This is a genomic window from Micromonospora sp. NPDC047187 (assembly GCF_040643355.1).
Taxonomy (GTDB): Bacteria; Actinomycetota; Actinomycetes; order Mycobacteriales; family Micromonosporaceae; genus Micromonospora; species Micromonospora salmantinae.
In genome coordinates, this window is the sequence record NZ_JBEYUF010000004.1 from 96239 (window position 1) to 115293 (window position 19055).

16 protein-coding genes, 1 tRNA gene and 1 riboswitch are annotated in these 19055 nt (G+C 70.7%); of the genes, 6 read left to right on the forward strand and 11 right to left on the reverse strand.

Annotated features, from left to right (window positions below):
* Positions 1–85: 85 nt before the first annotated feature.
* Positions 86–159: transfer RNA gene (locus tag ABZ794_RS09670), tRNA-Gly, on the reverse strand.
* A gap of 183 nt (positions 160–342) precedes the next feature.
* Complete coding sequence (locus tag ABZ794_RS09675; protein ID WP_210783057.1) at positions 343–900, reverse strand: pyridoxamine 5'-phosphate oxidase family protein; 558 nt, start codon at positions 898–900, stop codon at positions 343–345.
* Positions 901–999: 99 nt separating this feature from the next.
* On the opposite strand from ABZ794_RS09675, the gene dcd reads away from it, so the two are divergent.
* Positions 1000–1578, forward strand: coding sequence for a dCTP deaminase (gene dcd / locus ABZ794_RS09680; RefSeq protein ID WP_030332009.1), 579 nt, complete (start codon positions 1000–1002; stop codon positions 1576–1578).
* 73 nt (positions 1579–1651) lie between these two features.
* Here the strand turns inward: dcd and ABZ794_RS09685 are convergent, their stop codons facing one another.
* Positions 1652–2692, reverse strand: coding sequence for an NlpC/P60 family protein (locus tag ABZ794_RS09685; protein WP_210783059.1), 1041 nt, complete (start codon positions 2690–2692; stop codon positions 1652–1654).
* 12 nt (positions 2693–2704) lie between these two features.
* A riboswitch (cyclic di-AMP (ydaO/yuaA leader) is annotated at positions 2705–2840 on the reverse strand.
* Positions 2841–3075: 235 nt separating this feature from the next.
* Between ABZ794_RS09685 and ABZ794_RS09690 the strand changes: the two genes are divergently transcribed.
* Entirely contained in the window at positions 3076–5058 is a 1983-nt protein-coding gene (locus ABZ794_RS09690) for a peptidoglycan recognition family protein (protein ID WP_357515040.1), read from the forward strand.
* Positions 5059–5113: 55 nt separating this feature from the next.
* Here the strand turns inward: ABZ794_RS09690 and ABZ794_RS09695 are convergent, their stop codons facing one another.
* The 5 genes from ABZ794_RS09695 to ABZ794_RS09715 form a co-directional block, all read right to left on the reverse strand.
* On the reverse strand, positions 5114–6127 hold the full coding sequence (locus ABZ794_RS09695; protein ID WP_238690288.1) for a C40 family peptidase: 1014 nt from the start codon (positions 6125–6127) through the stop codon (positions 5114–5116).
* Positions 6128–6294: 167 nt separating this feature from the next.
* The gene (locus ABZ794_RS09700) at positions 6295–7296 is read right to left on the reverse strand and encodes a hemolysin family protein (RefSeq protein WP_210783065.1); all 1002 of its coding nucleotides are present in this window, start codon (positions 7294–7296) and stop codon (positions 6295–6297) included.
* Positions 7289–8614: a hemolysin family protein gene (locus ABZ794_RS09705; RefSeq protein WP_247669227.1), complete on the reverse strand. Its 1326-nt coding sequence runs from the start codon at positions 8612–8614 to the stop codon at positions 7289–7291. Before ABZ794_RS09705 ends, ABZ794_RS09700 begins: the two co-directional genes overlap by 8 nt.
* 103 nt (positions 8615–8717) lie before the next feature.
* On the reverse strand, positions 8718–10916 hold the full coding sequence (locus ABZ794_RS09710) for a (Fe-S)-binding protein (RefSeq protein WP_210783111.1): 2199 nt from the start codon (positions 10914–10916) through the stop codon (positions 8718–8720).
* A gap of 206 nt (positions 10917–11122) precedes the next feature.
* A complete protein-coding gene (locus tag ABZ794_RS09715; RefSeq protein ID WP_238687884.1) occupies positions 11123–11389 on the reverse strand; it encodes a cell division protein CrgA in 267 nt (88 codons plus the stop codon).
* 221 nt (positions 11390–11610) lie between these two features.
* Here ABZ794_RS09715 and ABZ794_RS09720 point away from each other — a divergent pair, with 221 nt between their 5' ends.
* From ABZ794_RS09720 to ABZ794_RS09735, 4 genes are read left to right on the forward strand one after another with little or no spacing between them, the layout of a single operon-like run.
* Positions 11611–12411 (forward strand): DUF881 domain-containing protein, encoded by an 801-nt coding sequence (locus tag ABZ794_RS09720; RefSeq protein WP_210783069.1) that lies wholly within the window; start codon positions 11611–11613, stop codon positions 12409–12411.
* Positions 12408–14126: a class E sortase gene (locus tag ABZ794_RS09725; RefSeq protein ID WP_357515044.1), complete on the forward strand. Its 1719-nt coding sequence runs from the start codon at positions 12408–12410 to the stop codon at positions 14124–14126. Before ABZ794_RS09720 ends, ABZ794_RS09725 begins: the two co-directional genes overlap by 4 nt.
* A 4-nt stretch (positions 14127–14130) precedes the next feature.
* Positions 14131–14409, forward strand: coding sequence for a hypothetical protein (locus ABZ794_RS09730; RefSeq protein WP_210783073.1), 279 nt, complete (start codon positions 14131–14133; stop codon positions 14407–14409).
* Between the two features lie 2 nt (positions 14410–14411).
* Positions 14412–15062 carry an aminodeoxychorismate/anthranilate synthase component II gene (locus ABZ794_RS09735; protein WP_238660647.1) on the forward strand — a complete coding sequence of 217 codons (651 nt, stop codon included), beginning with the start codon at positions 14412–14414 and terminating at the stop codon, positions 15060–15062.
* Positions 15063–15116: 54 nt separating this feature from the next.
* Here the strand turns inward: ABZ794_RS09735 and ABZ794_RS09740 are convergent, their stop codons facing one another.
* The 3 genes from ABZ794_RS09740 to ABZ794_RS09750 form a co-directional block, all read right to left on the reverse strand.
* Complete coding sequence (locus ABZ794_RS09740; RefSeq protein WP_357515046.1) at positions 15117–15749, reverse strand: ElyC/SanA/YdcF family protein; 633 nt, start codon at positions 15747–15749, stop codon at positions 15117–15119.
* 82 nt (positions 15750–15831) lie between these two features.
* On the reverse strand, positions 15832–17649 hold the full coding sequence (pknB, locus tag ABZ794_RS09745) for a Stk1 family PASTA domain-containing Ser/Thr kinase (RefSeq protein ID WP_210783079.1): 1818 nt from the start codon (positions 17647–17649) through the stop codon (positions 15832–15834).
* Positions 17646–19055, reverse strand: coding sequence for a serine/threonine-protein kinase (locus ABZ794_RS09750; protein WP_238687889.1), 1410 nt, complete (start codon positions 19053–19055; stop codon positions 17646–17648). The genes pknB and ABZ794_RS09750 overlap by 4 nt, the downstream gene beginning before the upstream one ends.

Here is a 19055-nt window from a genome sequence, read left to right on the forward strand (position 1 = left end):
CACTAATGGCCCATCCCTGTTTCAGCATGACCTAGAACCACGGAAGCCCTGGCGGGACATGTGTCCTGGCCAGGGCTTCCGTGTGTGGAGCGGGTGACGGGAATCGAACCCGCACTGTCAGCTTGGGAAGCTGATGTTCTGCCATTGAACTACACCCGCAAGCGGCACCACTGTACCCGAGTCGTCGAGCCCGTGCACCCAGGTACCCCCGGAGGCCGTAGCTGTCCGCACCCCGCTCCGCCCGGGTCGACCCCGGGTTGATCTCGGCGGCGGCGGGCCGGTGCGTACGGCGGTGCCGGCTCCGTTGGTACGGAGCCGGCACTGATGATCTTTGAGCTGTGGTCAGGCGGCCGTGCACTGAACGTCACGGCTGAGGCGGGTCGGGCGCGCCTGCGGGACGGCGAGGGGCGCGGCCACCGCCGACGGGGCGTTTGGGTCGAGCCAGACCCGAACGGCCGGCCGACTCGGCGCGAGGCCCGGAATGCCGGCGATGTGCTGCTCGCGGCGGGTGAGCATGGCCACGTCGACGGTGAACTCGAAGAGCCGCCAGTCGACCTGCGGCTCGGCCCGGGCGCTCTGCGCCAACTGCGCCACCCGGATCGGATCGGTCACCGGACGGGCGCGCCCTGCCACGTACGCCTCGTCGTCACTCTCCTCCGCCGGGAACGAGTGCAGCGCGTAACGGCCGTCACGTTCGAGGTCGCGGCGCTTCGGCGAGTCGATGATGAAGCAGAACAGCCCCTCGGCGGTGATGACCGGGGAGACCGGATGGACGCGGGGCCCGCCGTCGGCGCGGACCGTGGCCAGATAGCCGAAGCCCGGCCCGTACTGCTGGAGGAGAACGCGGATCCCGTCGGCGAGTCGGGGCTCGTCGGCGGCGAATTCGGACCAGGAAGCCATGTGGGCATTCTATCGAACAAATGTACGAGCAGCGACCTCGACGCGCTGGTCACCGGCACCGAATCCGGCCACTTTTGGCAGCGCGGCTATGGTGGTCCGATGCTGCTCTCCGACCGCGACCTGGTCTCCGAGATCAAGGCCGGCACGCTGGGCTTGGAGCCGTTCGAGCCCACCCTGGTCCAACCGTCCAGCATCGACGTCCGACTCGACCGGCTGTTCCGGGTCTTCAACAACCACCTCTACACCCACATCGATCCCGCGATGCAGCAGGACGACCTGACCTCGGCGGTCGAGGTCCCCGACGGTGAGCCGTTCGTGCTGCACCCGGGGGAGTTCGTGCTCGCCTCGACGCTGGAGGTCATCTCGCTGGGTGACCAGCTCGCCGGCCGACTGGAGGGCAAGAGCTCCCTGGGCCGGCTCGGGCTGCTCACGCACTCCACTGCCGGCTTCATCGACCCGGGCTTCTCCGGTCACGTGACGCTGGAACTCTCGAACGTGGCGAACCTGCCGATCACCCTCTGGCCGGGCATGAAGATCGGGCAGCTCTGCATCTTCCGGCTCTCCTCGCCGGCCGAGCACCCGTACGGCTCGGTGGTCTACGGCTCGCGCTACCAGGGCCAGCGGGGGCCGACACCCAGCCGCGCCTGGCAGCACTGGCGGACCTGGCCCACCCGCTGAGGTTCAGCAGCTGGCCCCGAGACGACGAGGGCCCGCCGCGACGGATCGCGACGGGCCCTTCGATCACTCGGGGTCAGCCTGGACGGCCGTAGCTGTGGATCGGGCCGTCGTCGACCTTCTTCATCTTGACCGGTTGACCGGCCTGCGAGGCGTGCACCACCCAGCCGCCGCCGACGTACATGCCGACGTGGTGGATGTCGCTGTAGTAGAAGACCAGGTCGCCGGGGCGCAGGTCGCCCTTGCTGACGTTCTTGGTTACCCGGCTCTGCGCGGCGGCGTTGTGCGGCAGCGACACGCCGGCCTTCGCCCAGGCGGCCAGCATCAGCCCGGAGCAGTCGTACGAGTTCGGGCCCTCGGCACCCCAGACGTAGGGCTTGCCGATCTGCGCGCAGGCGAACTTGACAGCGGTGCCCGCGGCGCCGCCGGGGTAGCTGCCCGGGCAGGGTGCCGGGCGCAGCGGACCGCCGCCGCCACTGCCGTACACCTTGAGGCGCAGCTTCTGCAGGCGGTCGATCTCGTCGTTGATCTGCTTCTTCTTCGCCGCCAGCTGAGCTTCCGTGCGGGTCAGCTGGGCCACCATCTCGTCCAGTGGCGCCTTCTGCGCGGCCAGCTGGTCGCGCAGGTCGGCCACCTGGCGTACGTCCTTCTGCTGGTTGTGCGCGAAGCGGTCGAGCATTTCGAGCTGGCCGACCACCTCGCTGGGCGACCGGCTGCCCAGCACCGCGTTGACTGTCGAGACGTTCTCACCCTTGTAGGCGCGCACGGCCAGGGCGCTGACCTTGTTCATCGCGGCGTCGACCTGGCGCTCGAGCGGAGTGATCCGGGCGGCCAGCGCGTCTGTCTGCTTGCGCTTCGCGGCGAGGTCGGTGCGGGTGGCGTTGTGCCGTTCGATGATCGGTTCGAGCTTGTTCCAGTCGGCGTCGATCTGGCGCTCGATCTCGGCGACGGACGGGTCGGCGTGGGCCGCCGTGGCACTGCCGGTCAGAACGACGGCGATGCCGGCCAGCGCGGCGAGTGCGGTGGTGAAGCGGGACCAGCGTGGGCGCGGCACGATCGACGCCGGGCCGGCTGATGCCGACCGCTCGGACGACGGCCGCGGGGCATGGAGTGCCACCGGGTTCCGTACTCCTTCTTCCTGACCGCCTACCGGGTTAGCTGACGGGTTCGGGCGGGAAGTCGGCGCCCTACCGCAGTGGCTGCGGATTCACCCCGAGGGACCTGGGTCCCCGGTTCGCTCGGAAACGACTCGGCGGTGTCGGTCCGTTACCGCCCGGGCTGGGCGGAGCTGCTGTCGGGCCAACAAATGACCAGAGTAGAGACGTCTGTTACCGATCCGCAACCCGTGCGGCAGTGACACTCCGTACGGATTGAACGAGGTAACCGACCGTGTGTGAAGAATTCTTTCCATCCACTTCGATAGATAGAAAGGTATTGACGCGACCTCCCGGACGGCGCGATGGTGACCTGACCTCACTCCGCGAGAATCTAGGGGGTTCGATGCACCATCCAACCCTGTCGACCGGCTGGCGCGGGCTGCTCGCCGCCACAGTGGTCGCCGCCGCGACCACTGTGCCACTCTCCGTCGGCCCGGCCGCCGCAGCGCCCACCACCGACCGCCAGCAGCAGTACGCCGCAGCGGCCACCGAGTACGGCGTGCCGGCCGTCGTGCTGCTCGGCGTCTCCTACCTGGAGTCCCGTTGGGACACCAACGCCGGTACACCGAGCACCAGTGGCGGCTACGGTCCGATGCACCTGACCGACGCGCGGCACGTGGCCGCCCTACCCGGACGCGGCCACCACGACGCCGGCGCCGAGGACCCACGCGGCGACGACTCCCGCACCGCCCGCGTACCCGCGCCCCGGCCGGTCGAGGCACCCGCGCCATCCACCGCCGCGTTGCAGACCGTCGACGCCGCCGCCACGCTGACCGGCGCCACCCCCGAGGCACTGCGCACCGACGCGGGCCTCAACATCCGGGGTGGGGCCGCGCTGCTGAGCGCGTACCAGAGGGATCTGGGCGCGCCGGTCGGCGCGGACACCGACCCGGCGGCCTGGTACGGCGCGGTGGCACGCTACTCGGGCGCGGACAGCGCCGACGCCGCGGCGGCCTTCGCCGACGAGGTCTTCACCACCATCGGCGCGGGCGAAGCCCGGGTGACCGACGACGGCCAGCGGATCACCCTGCCGGCCCGCGCGGTGCGGCCCGAGCGTTCCTGGCTGGACCGGCTGGGCCTGCGCCGGCTGGCCCGCCCGGACGGGGTGGAGTGCCCCCGCACCATCTCCTGCGAGTGGATCCCGGCGCCCTACGAGGCGTTCGGCGACGGGGACTACGGCAACCACGACCTCTCCGACCGGCCCGCGCGGCAGAAGATCGAGTACATCGTCATCCACGACACCGAGGCGAGTTGGGCCACGACCCTGCAACTGGTCCAGGATCCGACCTACGTGAGCTGGCACTACTCGCTGCGCTCCGTCGACGGGCACATCGCCCAGCACGTGAAGACCAAGGACGTCGGCTGGCACGCCGGCAACTGGTACGTCAACGCGAAGTCGATCGGGTTGGAACACGAGGGCTTCGCGGCGCAGGGCACCTGGTACACCGAGGCGATGTACCGGACCTCGGCGAAGCTGGTCCGGCACCTGGCGATGCGACTGGGCATCCCACTGGACCGCCAGCACATCATCGGCCACGACAACGTGCCCGGCACCATCCCCTCGACTGTGCGGGGAATGCACTGGGATCCGGGCCCGTACTGGGACTGGACGCACTACTTCGACCTGCTGCACGCACCTCGACTGGACACCGGCACCCCGGCCACCGGAATGGTCCGGATCGACCCGGACCACACCACCAACCAGCCGGCGTTCACCGGCTGCGTCACCCCGGGCGTGCCCTGCGCGCCACGCGGCTCCTCGGCGGTGGTGCTGCGCAGCGCACCGTCCGCGGACGCGCCGCTGGTCAACGACGTCGCGCTCCGCCCGGACGGCAGCCCGAACACGATGGCGGTGTCGGACCACGGAGCCCGGGCGTCCGCCGGGCAGACGTACGCGCTGGCCGGACGGCAGGGCGACTGGACGGCGATCTGGTACCTCGGGCAGCGGGCCTGGTTCCACAACCCGTCGTCCGCGCCGACCGCCAGCTGGACCGTCGGCGTCGTGGCCACGCCGAAGCCCGGACGGACCACCGTTCCGGTCTACGGAAGGGCGTACCCGGAGCAGTCCGCGTACCCGGAAGGGGTGCCCTACCAGGCGATCTCGCCGCTCCAGTACACCCTGGCCGCCGGGCAGCGGTACGCCGTCGGCGCGGTGCTGGCCGGCGAGTACTACCGGGCCAGCACGTTCGACGGCTCCTCGCCCGGCGACTGGACGGTGATTCGCGGCAAGAACCGGTACGCGCAGATCCAGTTCGGCCACCGGATCATGTACGTCGACCTCGCCGACGTGCAGCTCTTGCCGTCCCCGGTCGGCGCCCCCCGCTGAGAACCACGACGGCCCCCGGTCGGTGACCGGGGGCCGTCGTGTCGCGCGAGGTGGATCAGCCAGGTCTGCGGAACCCGGCGACGGGCATGGTGTTGATGCTGGACACCTGCACCGGCTTACCGGCACGTGGCGCGTGCACCATGGTGTTGTTGCCCAGATACAGCCCGACGTGACTCAGGCCGGAGAAGAAGAAGACAAGGTCACCGGGACGAGCGTCGGCTCGCGAGACGGCCTTGCCCTCGTTCCACTGGTCACCGGTGTGGTGCGTGAGGTAGATCCCGGCCGCCTTGTAGGCGTACTGGGTCAGCCCCGAGCAGTCGAACGAGTTCGGGCCGGTGGCGCCCCAGACGTACGGCTTGCCGACCTTGCCGCAGGCGGTCTTGATCGCGGTGCGGGCCGCCTCGTTGACCACACCGTTGATGGTCGGGCAGGCCGCGGTCTTGACCGTGGTCTTGGGCATCGATGCTTCGAGCTGCTTGATCTCGCCGTCGATCTGCTTCTTCTTGGCCGCCAGCTCGTTCTGCTGCTTGGTCTGGGTGACGATCAGCGCGTCCAGCTTCTGCTTCTCGCCGTCGTACTTGGCCCGCACGGCCAGCACACCCTCGACCTCCTTGCGCTCCTGCGAAGCGAGCCGGTCGAGGATGGTGAGCTGCTCGGTGAGCGTGTCCGGCTTGGCGCTGACCAGCAGCGCGCCGATGTCGTGCGACGGGCCCGAGATGTAGTAGCGGGAGGCGAGATCGCCGACCCGGTTGAGCGCCAGCTCGCTCTGCAGCGCCAGCGGCTCGATCTTCTTCTGCAGGTTCGCCGACTTCTGCCGGTTGACCTTCAGCTGCGCCCGGACCTTGTTGTACTGCTCGATGGTGGGCTCCAACTGCTCCCACTTCTTGTCGATCTGCGCCTCGATCTCGTCGACCGTGGGCGCGGCATGTGCCGGCGCGGTCAGCAGACCGGCGCCGACCGCCGCGGCGGCGACCAGGACGAGCACCCGGTGCGCAACGCGGCGCAGGCCACCAGAGCGAGCAGACGCAAACAGGTCGTGACGATGAGGGGGCATGGTTGCCACCGGCACCGACTCCTTTGCAACCGACCGCCGGGCGCCTCGCGTGAGGGAAGGGCCGAGGCAGACGACCCACAGCGGTCGGTGCCCCACATTAGGGAAGCTCGGGGCGGTAATCAAGGCGAGGGCGGCAACCATCACTGTCGTGCAACCGCTTGCACACCAAGGGTATTGGTCCATCACCCAACGATTGCAGTCAATACATCGTCAAGAGTCACCACACCGAGTGGCTTTCGCCCGTCGCTGACCAGCACCATGTGCCGCCGTTCGCGACGCATCGCCAGCAGCAGGTCGGCCAGCGTACGGTCCGGCGGCACCACCGCCAGCGGCCGGTAGACGTCGGCCGGCACCGGGGACCGGCGGCCCTGCCCGGCGTACCCGAGCACGTCCTTGACGTGCACAAAGCCCAACACCCGACGGGTCGACCGCTGCACCACCGGGAACCGGGACCGGCCGGTCCGGGTCGCCAGCACCTCCAGCGACGCCGGCGACACGTCCTCGGCCACCGTCACCACCGTCGACCACGGTTGCAGCGCGTCCGCCGCCGTCCGGGCGTGCAGGGCCAGCGCGCCGGTGATCCGCGCGTGCTGCTCCGCGTCGAGCAGCCCCTCGGTCCGCGCCTGGGAGACCAACCCGGCCAACTCCTCGGCGGTGAACACCGTCTTCACCGCCTCGGACGCCTCGATCCGCCAGAACGCGAGCACCCGCCGGGCCGCCCATTTCATCGCGAGCAACAACGGCTTGGTGGCCACACAGAATGCCAGCATCGCCGGGCCGAGCCAGAGCGCGGAGACCTCCGGACCGGCCAGCGTGATGTTCTTCGGCACCATTTCACCGACGACCGTGTGCAGAAAGACCACCATGCCCAGTGCCAGCACGAACGCCACCGGATGCACCACGCGCTCCGGCAGGCCGGCCGCGTGGAACGGCGGCTCCAGCAGGTGAGCCAGCGCCGGTTCGGCGATCGCGCCGAGACCCAACGAGCAGACCGTGATGCCGAGCTGCGCGCCGGCGATCATCAGGGGGATCTGGTTCATCGCCGACAACGCCCAGCGGGCGCGTTTCGACCCGGCCGCCAGCGGCTCGATCACCGTCCGACGGGACGCGATGAGCGCGAACTCGCTGCCCACGAAGAACCCGTTGCCGAGCAGCAACAGCACTGTCACCAGCAGTTCAGTCATCGTCGTCCGGATCCGCCGGACGCAACACCCGGACCTGCTCGATCCGGTGCCGCTCCACCTCGACCACTGTGAACTCCCAGCCGTCCGTCTCGACCGTCTCGCCGGCGAGCGGGATGTGCCCGAGCTGGGCCATCAGGAACCCGGCCAACGTCTCGTACGGCCCCTCAGGCAGCCGGAAACCGGTCTGCTCGGCCAACTCGTCGGAGCGGAGCACACCGTCGACCAGCACTGTGCGCTCACCGCCCGGAACTGTCAGCTCGGCCGACCCGTCGTCGTCCACGCTCGCCGGGTCGAACTCGTCGGCGATCTCTCCGACCAACTCCTCGACGAGGTCCTCGACGGTCACCACGCCGTCCGTGCCGCCGTACTCGTCGACCACGATGGCCAGGTCGGCCCCGGCCGCCTTCAGCGCGGCCAGCACACCGTCCAGGTTCAGGCTCTCCGGCACGTACACCGGCTCGCGGGCCACCGACCCGACCCGGGTCGACGCGCGGTCGGCCAGCGGCACGCCCAGCGCGTCGGGCACGCCGGCCACACCGGTCACCAGGTCCAGGGTCTCCTCGTACACGGGGAACCGGGTCCGCCCGGTCCGCCGCGACTGCTCCAGCAGCTGCGCCACGGTGGCGGTGGCGCGCAGCGCGACCACGTCCACCCTGGGGGTCATCGCCTCCGCGGCCCGCTTGTCACCGAAGCGGATGGTGCGACGCAACAGCATCGCGGTGTCGGTGGGCAGTGCGCCGGCCCGCGCCGAGATACCCGCCAGCAGGCCCAACTCCTCCGGCGAGCGGGCACTTGCCAACTCCTCCTGCGGCTCCACGCCGAGCGCCCGGACCAGTCGGTTCGCCGAGCCGTTCAACCCCCGGATCACCCAACCGAACGTCCGGGAGAAGGTGTGCATCGGGCCGGCCGTGGCCAGCGCCGCCGGCATGGGCCGGGCCAGCGCCGCGTTCTTCGGCACCAACTCGCCGAAGAGCATGGAGATCAGCGTGGCCAGGGCCAACGCGATGAACGGGGTGAGCCGCTCGGTGCTGTCTCCGGCCAGCGGGCGCAGCAGCGGGGTGAAGAGCCGGGCCAGGGCCGGCTCGGCCAGGTAGCCGGTGAGCAGCGCGGTGATGGTGATGCCGAGCTGCGCCCCGGAGAGCTGGAAGGAAAGTTCGCGCAACGCTGTGCGTACCGTCAGGGCGGCCTGGTCGCCCGCGGCGGCCCGCCGGTCGATCTCCGCCCGATCGACAGTGACCAGGGCGAACTCGGCCGCGACGAAGAACGCGTTGCCCGCGGTCAGGGCTACGAAGCCGACCAGGGGCAACAGCGTCGTCAAGAGTAGGCCGTCGATGTCGCCTCACCTCGGCGAGATTCTTGCACGACGGCGGCGGCCCTCAGGGGCCGCCGCCGTCGATGAACAAATCCCAGGGGTACGCGTCTCAGCCGCCGATCGGCGCGGTCTCCTTGCCGCCCTGCGGCTGCTCGGGCTTGACCGAGCGGAGCAGCACGCTGGCCACGTCGATCACCTCGACCTGTTCGCCGGCGCCCTTGCCGTTGACCCCGTCGCTGAGCATGGTCGAGCAGAACGGGCAGCCGACCGCTACCGTCTTCGCCCCGGTGGCCATGGCCTCCTCGACGCGGTCCACGTTGATCCGCTTGCCGATCTTCTCCTCCATCCACATCCGGGCGCCGCCAGCACCGCAGCAGAAGGAGCGTTCGCTGTTCCGCGGCATCTCGGTCAGGTCGCCCGCGATGGCGTCGCCGAGGACCTCCCGGGGGGCCGCGAAGACGCGGTTGTGCCGACCCAGGTAGCAGGGGTCGTGGTAGGTGACGCCGCCGTCGACCGGCTGCACCGGCGTGAGCTTGCCGGTGGCGACCAGGTGCGCGAGCAGTTGGGTGTGGTGGACCACCTCGAACTCGCCGCCGAGCTGCCCGTACTCGTTGCCCAGCGTGTTGAAGCAGTGCGGGCAGGTCGCGACGATCTTGCGCTTGGCCTTGTCCCGGCCCTCGAACGCCTCGTTCAGCGTCTCCACGTTCTGCTGGGCGAGCATCTGGAAGACGAACTCGTTGCCGATCCGTCGTGCCGGGTCGCCGGAGCAGGTCTCGCCCTCGCCCAGGATCGCGAACTTCACGCCCGCCTCGTTGAGCAGCGTGGCCACCGCGCGGGTGGTCTTCTTGGCCCGGTCCTCGAACGCGCCGGCGCAGCCGACCCAGAACAGGTACTCGAAGTCGTCCACCTCGCCGACCCGGGGCACCTCGAAGTCCAGGCCCTTGGTCCAGTCCTCGCGGGTGTTCTGCGGGGCACCCCACGGGTTGCCCTTGTTCTCCAGGTTGCGCAGCATCACGCCGGCCTCGGAGGGGAAGCTCGACTCGATCAGCACCTGGTAGCGGCGCATGTCGACGATGTGGTCGACGTGTTCGATGTCCACCGGGCACTGCTCGACGCAGGCGCCGCAGGTGGTGCAGGACCAGAGCACGTCCGGGTCGATGACACCGCCCTCCTCGGCGGTGCCGATCAACGGCTTGTCGGCCTCGGCGAGGGCCAGCACGTCCAGGTGGGCCAGCTGCGCCTGGGTGGCCTTCTCCTCGCCGGTCAGGTCCTTGCCGCCGCCGGCCAGCAGGTAGGGCGCCTTCGCGTACGCGTGGTCGCGCAGGCTCAGGATGAGCAGCTTGGGCGACAGGGGCTTGCCGGTGTTCCAGGCAGGGCACTGCGACTGGCAGCGACCGCACTCGGTGCAGGTGCTGAAGTCGAGGAGGCCCTTCCAGCTGAACTGCTCGACGTGGGCGACGCCGAACTGGTCCTTCTCCGGGTCCGCCTCCTCGAAGTCGAGCGGCTTGCCCTGGCTCGTCATCGGGCGCAGCGCGCCGAGACCGGAGCCGGCCGGCTTGGCCGGCTCCCGCTTGAAGAAGATGTTGGGGAACGCCAGGAAACGGTGCCAGGCGACGCCCATCGTGACGTTCAGGGAGATCACGATCAGCCACGTCATCGAAATAATGATCTTGATGGCCGCGGCGACGCTGACGCCGTCCGCCCAGTCGGGCAGCACCGCACCGACCGCGTGGCTGACCGGGGTGGCCCAGAACGGGAACTCGAAGTGGTCGGTGGCGACCTTGAAGCCCCGGATCACGAAGCCGAAGATCAGGACCAGCAGCACGATCCACTCGACGAAGTAGCCCTGCCACATGGTCGAGCCGGTGAACCGGGACCGCCCGCCCGGGCGGGTCGGCCGGTTGCGCAGCCGGATCGCCATCAGCACCAGGATGCCGACCAGACTCAGCACCCCGATGATCTCGGTGACCAGACCGAAGATCGTCCAGTGCCCGATGATCGGCAGACCGCCGTCGGTGGTGCCCACCTCGAAGTACGCCTCGAGCACCAGCAGCGACAGCACGACGAAGCCGACCATCACGAACCAGTGCGCGGCGCCCACCACGCCCCACTTGAGCATCCGGGTGTGGCCGGCCGTCTCCACCAGCATCGTCCTGGCGCGGGCGACCTTGTCGGAGAACCGCTCCGGCGCGGGTTGCCCGAGCCGGATGACTGCCACCATCTTCAGGACCGCACGCACCGCAAGCCACACCGCCACGGCGGTGATGGCGACCGCGAGGATCGTGGTGACGATCTGGACGCTGCCCATCGAGTTGGCCTCCCCGGTCTGCTGCCTGATGACCTCGCTCTGCTCGGTCATGCAGTGCAGCCTACGCGAAGGTTACCCAGCGGTAACGTGAGTCATCTCGCAGTAGGCCGCGCTGCCTGCGCACACCATAGGGGGCCCCACCCGATCCTGCTGGGCAGGGGCTCGACGGGGTGACGTGGGACCGCCGACGCGACGGTCTGCTCGGATCAGCGCCAGCGAGAGAGCAACGCCAGCGAGGCGACCATCGCACCGAAGCCGACGGCGAGGTTCCAGTAACCCCACGCCATGACCGGGTACTCCTGCTCGGACAGGTAGTAGAGCACCAGCCAGCCGATCCCGACGACGATCAAGGCGACCGCGGTGATCGGCAACCACACCGGGCTAGGCTTGCGCGACGACGACGACGCCGTCGTCGGACGGACGTCCGTCGGCGGGGTGTACACCTTCTTCTTACGGACCTGAGACTTGGGCACGGCGCTCTCCAGAGGGGTGACGACCTCGTCCGGCCTGACAACCGGGCGCGGGGGCGACGGTCCATGGCCAATAATGTTCGAGAGCTAGCGTAGTCCCGATTGGCCGCCTGGACCACGAATGGGGTCAGGCCGGTGCACGGAGTGACCGAAAGAGGCGGGACTGTTCGCATCACCGGCCCAGCCGGCACGGACCGATCCCCGACACGCGGAAGGAACGCTCGGTGGAGTACACATCCGGCGCAACCTCCTGGCAGAAGGTCCTCCGACGGGCTGCCGCCGGGCTGCTGCCCCGGCGACCGCGCCAACGCCGTCCGGGCTGGTCGATCGGGGTGCCCCTGATCGCCGCGGCGGCCGGGTTGCTCTTCACCACCACCGCGACCACCGCGGGCGGCACCGCTCTCCGGGAGGACCGGCGCCCCCAGCTCAACCAGCTCATCGAGGACCGCCGCGAACAGGTCGCCGCCAGCGAGCGCCGCGCCGCCACGCTGCGCGGCGAGGTCGAGCAACGGACCAACACACTCGCCGGGTCGGACGCCCCGATCAAGGCTCAGCAGAATCGCGCCCAGGGCAGCGTCCAGGACGCCGGGTTCACCGCCCTCAGCGGGCCCGGGGTCACAGTCGAGCTGAACGATGCGCCCCAGCTCGACCAGACGCAGTCGGACGCCAGCAACGACGACCTGGTGGTGCATCAGGGAGACGTACAGGCGGTGGTCAACGCGCTCTGGGCCGGCGGAGCCGAGGCCATGTCAATCATGAATGTCCGCGTGCTCACCACCAGCGCGGTACGCTGCGTCGGTAACACCCTGCTACTGCACGGCCGGGTGTACTCCCCACCGTTCAAGATCGTAGCGATCGGCGATCCCGCTGCCCTCCAGCAGGCCCTCGCCAGCTCTCAGGGAGTCCGGTTGTTCAAGGACGCGGTCGACGACTACCAGCTTGGCTACAACGAGACGGTCTCCACGGTGCGAGTTCCCGCATTCGAGGATTCCACCGCCCTACGCTCGGCTACGGTGCCCAAGTGAGCGGGCCGGACGAGCGACGCGACGGGCGACACCGGGACCAGACCGACGAGCCGACCGCCTTCCTGCCCAAGTTCGACCGGCCCGAGTCGGCACCGGACCGACCGACCCCGGCCATCAACTGGCCCGAGCCGGTGCTGCAGCCGCCACGAGCCGGGCAGCCGCCACGAGCCGGGCAGCCGCCACGAACCCAGCAGCCGCCGAGCGCCGAGCAGCCGCCGCCGAGCGCCACTCGACCCGAGCCGACCGGGACCCCGGGCCGCCCGGGTGCCGAAGCGCCGCCGCCCTGGCCAGGCAGCGCGGCTGCCGGGCCGAGCTCGCACGGCGGCGCCGGAGTTCCCCCCGCGAGCACCGCCGGCCGACCGACCGCCAGCAACCAGGGCCCGGTTCGGCCCGCTGCCCCCGGCAACGCCCCGACCCGGCCCCCCGCCCCCAGCGCCGCGTCCACCCGACCGACAGCGCCCGGCGCCGGACCGACCCGCCCGCCGTCCACCGGCAACCCACCAGGTGTCGCACCGACGCGCCCGGCCACGCCCGGCGGGATGCCGATGCCGACCCGACCGGCGGCCTCCGGCACGCCGAGCCGGCCTGTCTCCTCCGGGCCCTCGACGCCGCCGCTGGCCGACTCGCCGACCGCGTACATTCCGCAGGTCACCGCCCGTCCCGGCCGACCCACCGGCTCTCCGGCCACCCCGGTCTCCCCGGCCGCCCCCGAGCGCGTCGCAGCGGCCGGGCCGGAAGGCTTCCCGCCGACCGGGCCGGGCCGGGTCCCGCCGAGCGCTGGCGGGGATCGCGGCGCCGACCCGGCCGCCACCGCGTTGATTCCGGCAGTGCCCACCACTCCTGCCACCAGGCCGCCGACAATGGACTCGACCGCGTTGATGGGTGCCGTCCCTCGCACCGCCGTCCCGGACGAGCCGACCGGCGCCAACCCCGCCGACCCTCCCCAACCCCGACGCGGCGAGCGGGTGGTGCAACTCCGGCCGCACCAGACCGGCGACGGCTACAAGAGCGTCTACTCCGAGCTGACCCGCCCGTCGTTCGGCTCGCGACTGCGCACCGGCGTCCGCGTCTCCGGCGAAATCCTGATCACCTTCGGTCTGGTGGTCCTGCTATTCGCCGGCTACGAGGTCTGGGGCAAGTCGGCCATCGTCGACGCCCACCAGAACGACCTCAACAACCAGTTGGCCCAGGAGTGGGGCCCGACCGACGACCCGACGGTGGCCCCGTCGGTCGGCCCGAGCGTCAAGCCGTCCCCGCCGGTACGCGGAAAGCCGCTCGCGGGCCTCTACATCCCCAAGCTCGACAAGAACTGGGTCGTCGTCGAGGGCGTCACTCAGCAGGACATCCGCTTCGCCCCCGGCCACTACCCGACCAGTGCGCTCCCCGGCCAGGTGGGCAACTTCTCCGTCGCCGGCCACCGCAACCGGGCCACCTTCTGGCGGCTGGACGAGCTGAATGAGGGCGACCCGATAGTGGTCGAGAGCAAGACCGACTGGTACGTCTACCGGGTGTCGCAGTCCCGGATCGTCCGGCCGACCCAGGTCGAGGTGGTGGCGCCGGTGCCCGGTGAACCGGACAAGAAGGCGACCAAGCGGATGCTCACCCTCACCACCTGCAACCCGAAGTTCGACAACTACCAGCGCCTGATCATCCACGCCGAGCTGGACCGCACCCAACCCAAGTCAGCGGGCCGCCCGGCGGAGCTGGGAGGCTGACCCGATGTACGCGTTCATCTGGCGCAAGCTGCCGTTCGGCGTGGTCGGAAAGTTGACCGGCTCGGTGCTCCTGGTGGCTGCCACTGTGGCCCTGTTGTGGTACGTCGCCTTCCCGTGGGCCGAACCCCTGCTGCCCTTCGACGACGTGCAGGTCGAGTCCGGCGTACCCGCCGAGACGGGCGGCGGCGACCCGGTGACCGGGGAGACGCCGGCCGGCGACGAGCACGAGCTGCCGTACGACACCGATCAGAACAACCCCGCGCCCCCCTCCCCGAGCAGGTGACCATGCGCGTCCTGGTGATCGACAACTACGACTCGTTCGTCTTCAACCTGGTGCAGTACCTGGGCCAGCTCGGCGTGGACTGCGAGGTCCGCCGCAACGACGAAATCGACGTCGCCGAGGTGGGCACTGTTGGCGCCGACGGCATCCTGCTGTCACCAGGGCCGGGCAGCCCGGACCGGGCCGGCATCTGCCTCGACGTCATCCGGGAGTACGCGGGCCAACTACCGATCTTCGGTGTCTGCCTCGGCCATCAGGCGATCGGCGAAGCCTTCGGGGCGACAGTGACACGCGCCCCCGAGCTGCTGCACGGCAAGACCTCCGAGGTACGACACCACTCGGTCGGCGTACTCGCCGGTCTGCCCGACCCGTTCACCGCCACCCGGTACCACTCGCTCGCCGTGCTGCCCGAGACACTCCCGGACGAGCTGGAGGTCACCGGCTGGACCGGATCCGGCGTGGTGATGGCGATGCGGCACCGGACGCTGCCCATCGAGGGTGTCCAGTTCCACCCGGAGTCGGTGCTCACCGAGGGCGGTCACCTGATGCTGGCCAACTGGCTGGCCAGTTGCGGTCACCCCGAGGCGCTGGAGCGCGCGCCCGCGCTGGCCGCCGAGGTGGACGCCCGCCGTCGGGCGGCCTTCGCCACCGCCTGAGGGCCGGACGTCAGAGCACGGTCACCGGATCATCGGGACCCCGCACCGGCCGGGTCAGCCCCGCAGCGCGTCCTCGACCGCGGGACTCACGGGCGAACGCACCGCTGGCGGTCGGTCGCGTACCGCGTCCCAGGCCGCCTTGCCACTGGCGAAGTAGTCCCGAACCGACTTCTCGGCGAGCAGGGCGGCGCCGCAGCCGTCGCAGCGGGCGGTCACCCCGTCGACATCGACGCCGAGCTGCCGGCACAGCGTCACCGCCCGGGACAGGTGGTACGACTGGGTGACGATCAGGGCCCGCTCGACGCCGTACACCTCGCGCGCTCTCGCGCAGCTGTCGTAGGTGTCCAGGCCGAACGGGTCGGCCACCACCCGACGCCTCTCAACGCCGCGCTCGGCGAGGTACGTCGTCATCACCGCCGGCTCGTCGCCGGACGCGCCACCGCCGTCGCCCGACACCAGGACTACCTTGGCCCGCCCGCTGTTCACCAGCTCGGCGGCGGTGTCCAGGCGGCCGGCGAGACGGTCACCCGGCCGCTGCCGATCGGCCGCCACCTCGGTGCCGAGCACGATCACCACGTCGGCGGCCGGCGCGTCGGCAGCGGTGTACAGGTGGCCGTGTGCGGCGAGCGTCGTCCACAGCCACGGGGAACTGGCGAGCACCAGCACGACGAGGCCCGAGACGGCCACGCGGCGAAGGCGGCGAGGCCACCGCCGTATCGGCCCGGCCCGGGACGCTTCCGTCTCCGTCATGCCGATGCCCGCGGGTGGCCTAGTCCTGGGGCCGGCCCGGCGCGGGTGGGAACGGCAGACCGATGCCGCCCCCGCTGCCGGGAGGGGTCGGCGTGCCCGTCGGCGTGGTCGTCGGCGTGACCGTCGGCGTCGGGTCGGTCTCCGGCTCGGGAATACCAATCTCGATGGTGACCGTCTTGTTCCTGGCCAGTTCGGTGCCCCCCACCGGGTTCTGCTTCTGGACCCGACCGGCCTGATCGGCCGGCACCTCTTCACCATCGCGGAACTGGACCTTGTAACCCGCCTCGCGGAGTTCCTCGGCGGCCTCGTCCCGGGTGGAGTTGATCACGTTGGGCACCTTGTTGACGTTGCCCCGGGAGATCTCGACGACGACCTTGCTGTCCTGCGCCACGGTCGTCCCCGACGGCGGAGTCACCTTGGTGACAATCCCCTCCTGAGCGGGGTTGTCGACCTTCTTCTCCTCGACCGTCAACCCCAGACCCTCAAGTTGGGTCTTCACGTTCTCGATCTGGGAGTTGACCAGGCCGGGGGGGATCTTCACATCCGGCTTGCCGTCGCAAATCTGGATGGTCACCGTGTCCGCCTGCTTCAGCCGGGTGCCCGGCGCAGGACTCTGCTTGGCGATGGTGTTTTTGGTGCAGTCATTTGCCAGGACGGGGTCGCCTACCTGCGGCTTGAAACCGAGATTGTTGATCTCGGTGATCGCCGCCTCCCGGGTCTTACCGGTGAGGGTGGGCACCGACTTCAGGTCCTCGTCCTGCTGCATGTTCCAGAGCAGGGCGGCGACCAGGGCGATCACTGCCAGCACGCCGACCGCGCTGAACGTAGCGATCAGCCAGGAGGACGCCTTGCGCTGACGCGGGTCGCCCACCCGGGCCGGGATCTGCCCGGTCTGCGGCCCACGGCCGGAAGGCGGATAGCCGCCCCCACCGCCGGCCGGGGCCATCGCCACCGTCTCCGCCTCGCGCAGCACCGGGGTGGCCAGCACGGGCCGGCCGGCGGCGGCGCGGAGCAGGTCGGCCCGCATCTCGCCAGCGCTCTGGTAGCGGTTCAGCGGGTTCTTCGACAGCGCCTTGAGCACGATCGCGTCGACGGCCGGGGTGACGTCCGGGTTGATGTCGCTCGGCGTCGGCGGCGTCTCCCGTACGTGCTGGTACGCGACGCTGACCGGGCTGTCCCCGACGAACGGCGGGTGCCCGCAGACCAGCTCGAAGAGCACGCAGCCGCCCGCGTACACGTCGGAGCGGGCGTCGACGGCCTCGCCGCGTGCCTGCTCCGGGGAAAGATACTGGGCAGTGCCGATGACCGCGCTGGTCTGGGTCATGGTGGTCGCACCGCTGGCCAGCGCCCGGGCGATGCCGAAGTCCATCACCTTGACCTGGCCGGTCTGGGTGAGCATCACGTTGCCGGGCTTGATGTCCCGGTGGATGATCCCGTGCCGGTGGCTGAACTCCAGTGCCGCGCACATGTCGGCGCAGATCTCCAGCGCACGGCGCGGTTGCAGTCGGCCCTCGGCGCCGAGGACCTCCTTCAAGGTCCGCCCGTTGACGAACTCCATGACGATGAACGGCAGCGTCTCACCGGTCGGCGCGGTCTCCTCGCCGGTGTCGTAGACCGCCACGATGGCGGGGTGGTTGAGCGAGGCGGCGTTCTGCGCCTCCCGGCGGAACCGCATCTGGAACGTCGCGTCCCGGGCGAGGTCGGTGCGGAGCATCTTGATCGCGACGTCCCGACCGAGCCGGAGATCGCGACCACGGTGCACCTCGGCCATGCCGCCATAGCCGAGCAGCTCGCCGACCTGGTACCTGCCACCGAGCAGGCGGGCCTGCGCTGTCATCGCGTCTGTCGTCCTTCGCTCGTCGTCGTCCCGCCGTTGCCCGGCTGGAGTCGTACCTCTCGACGGTACGACGTCCGGGTCGGATCGTCGCGCCCGTCGAGTCGTAGCGCGCCGGACGCCACGGTGCGCGGCGCCAGCCCGGCCGATGCACCGGCCTGCGACTGCTTCCGTAGGTTGTAGGAAATCACGCCAGAGCAGAGCAGGACCAGCACGGCCAGCAGGATGGCGAGAAGCACCATTCCCGGCCGGGACCGCTGGGGCTGGGGTGCCGGCGTCGCCGGGCCGGCCTGCCGGACGTACGCCGGCTGGTGTTCCTGCCGGGGCGGCCCGGACGGCACTGCTGCCGCGCCGCGCGGGTAGCCGTTGGGTGCGCCCTGCGGCCGGACGGGCTGGACGGCCGGCGCGACGGCGGTGGGGCGTGGCTGTTGGGCGGGTGCGATAGCTGTCGGCCTCGCTCCGGCCACCTGCGGGCGGGCAGTCGGCGGACGCATCTGGTGCGCCTGCGGCACCTGGGCCCGACCGGGCGCGGCGGGTGAGGCGGGCGCTGCGGAGACCGGCCCGGAGTTGGCCCCGGCCCGGGCCTGCTGGGAGAGCGCTGCCTTGAGCTGACGGGCGACCCCGGCGAGTGCGGCGGCGCTGGGCCAGCGGGCGGCCGGGTCCTTGGCCAACGCCCGTTCGACGAGGGCGCGCACCTGCGGAGGGATGTCGGCCGGCAGTGGCCGGGGCGTCTCCCGGACGTGCCGCATCGCGATGTCGAGGGGGTTGTCGCCCTCGAACGGCCGCCGACCGGCCAGGCACTGGTAGGCGACCACGCCGAGGGCGTACACGTCGGACGCCGGGGTGGCCACGCCGCCGGTGGCCTGCTCCGGCGAGATGTACGAGGCGGTGCCGAGCACCGAGCCGGCGGCGGTGAGCTGGCCGACCATGTCGGAGCGGGCGATGCCGAAGTCGGTGAGCACCAGCGTGCCGTTCGGCCGGACCAGCAGGTTGCCCGGCTTCACGTCGCGGTGCACGATGCCCTTCTCGTGCGCGGCGTGCAGTGCGTCGGCGGCCTGCGCGACGAGGGCCATCGTCCGGGCCGGGGTGAGCCGGCCGACCCGGCTCAACGTGGACGACAGGGCGTCACCCTCGACGTACTCCATGACCAGGAAGGCGATCTGCTGGTCGTTGCCGAAGTCGTAGACGTCCACCACGCCGGGATGGTTGATGGTGGCCATGGTGCGGGCCTCGCCGCGGAACCGCTCACCGAAGTCCGGGTCGTCGAGCAGGGCGGGGAGCAGGCTCTTCACCGCGACTGTCCGACCGAGCACCTGGTCGGTGCCGCGCCAGACGTCGCCCATGCCGCCGCTGGCGATCCGCTCGTCGAGACGGTAGCGGTTGCCGAGCTGCACGCCGGGGCTGAGCAT

Excerpts from the sequence above, each read along its gene's own strand:
- ABZ794_RS09675 (WP_210783057.1), bottom strand. The coding sequence starts at position 900 with ATGGCTTCCTGGTCCGAATTCGCCGCCGACGAGCCCCGACTCGCCGAC.
- dcd (WP_030332009.1), top strand. The coding sequence starts at position 1,000 with ATGCTGCTCTCCGACCGCGACCTGGTCTCCGAGATCAAGGCCGGCACG.
- ABZ794_RS09690 (WP_357515040.1), top strand. The coding sequence starts at position 3,076 with ATGCACCATCCAACCCTGTCGACCGGCTGGCGCGGGCTGCTCGCCGCC.
- ABZ794_RS09700 (WP_210783065.1), bottom strand. The coding sequence starts at position 7,296 with ATGACTGAACTGCTGGTGACAGTGCTGTTGCTGCTCGGCAACGGGTTC.
- ABZ794_RS09710 (WP_210783111.1), bottom strand. The coding sequence starts at position 10,916 with ATGGGCAGCGTCCAGATCGTCACCACGATCCTCGCGGTCGCCATCACC.
- ABZ794_RS09730 (WP_210783073.1), top strand. The coding sequence starts at position 14,131 with ATGTACGCGTTCATCTGGCGCAAGCTGCCGTTCGGCGTGGTCGGAAAG.
- ABZ794_RS09735 (WP_238660647.1), top strand. The coding sequence starts at position 14,412 with ATGCGCGTCCTGGTGATCGACAACTACGACTCGTTCGTCTTCAACCTG.
- pknB (WP_210783079.1), bottom strand. The coding sequence starts at position 17,649 with ATGACAGCGCAGGCCCGCCTGCTCGGTGGCAGGTACCAGGTCGGCGAG.
- ABZ794_RS09750 (WP_238687889.1), bottom strand. The coding sequence starts at position 19,055 with ATGCTCAGCCCCGGCGTGCAGCTCGGCAACCGCTACCGTCTCGACGAG.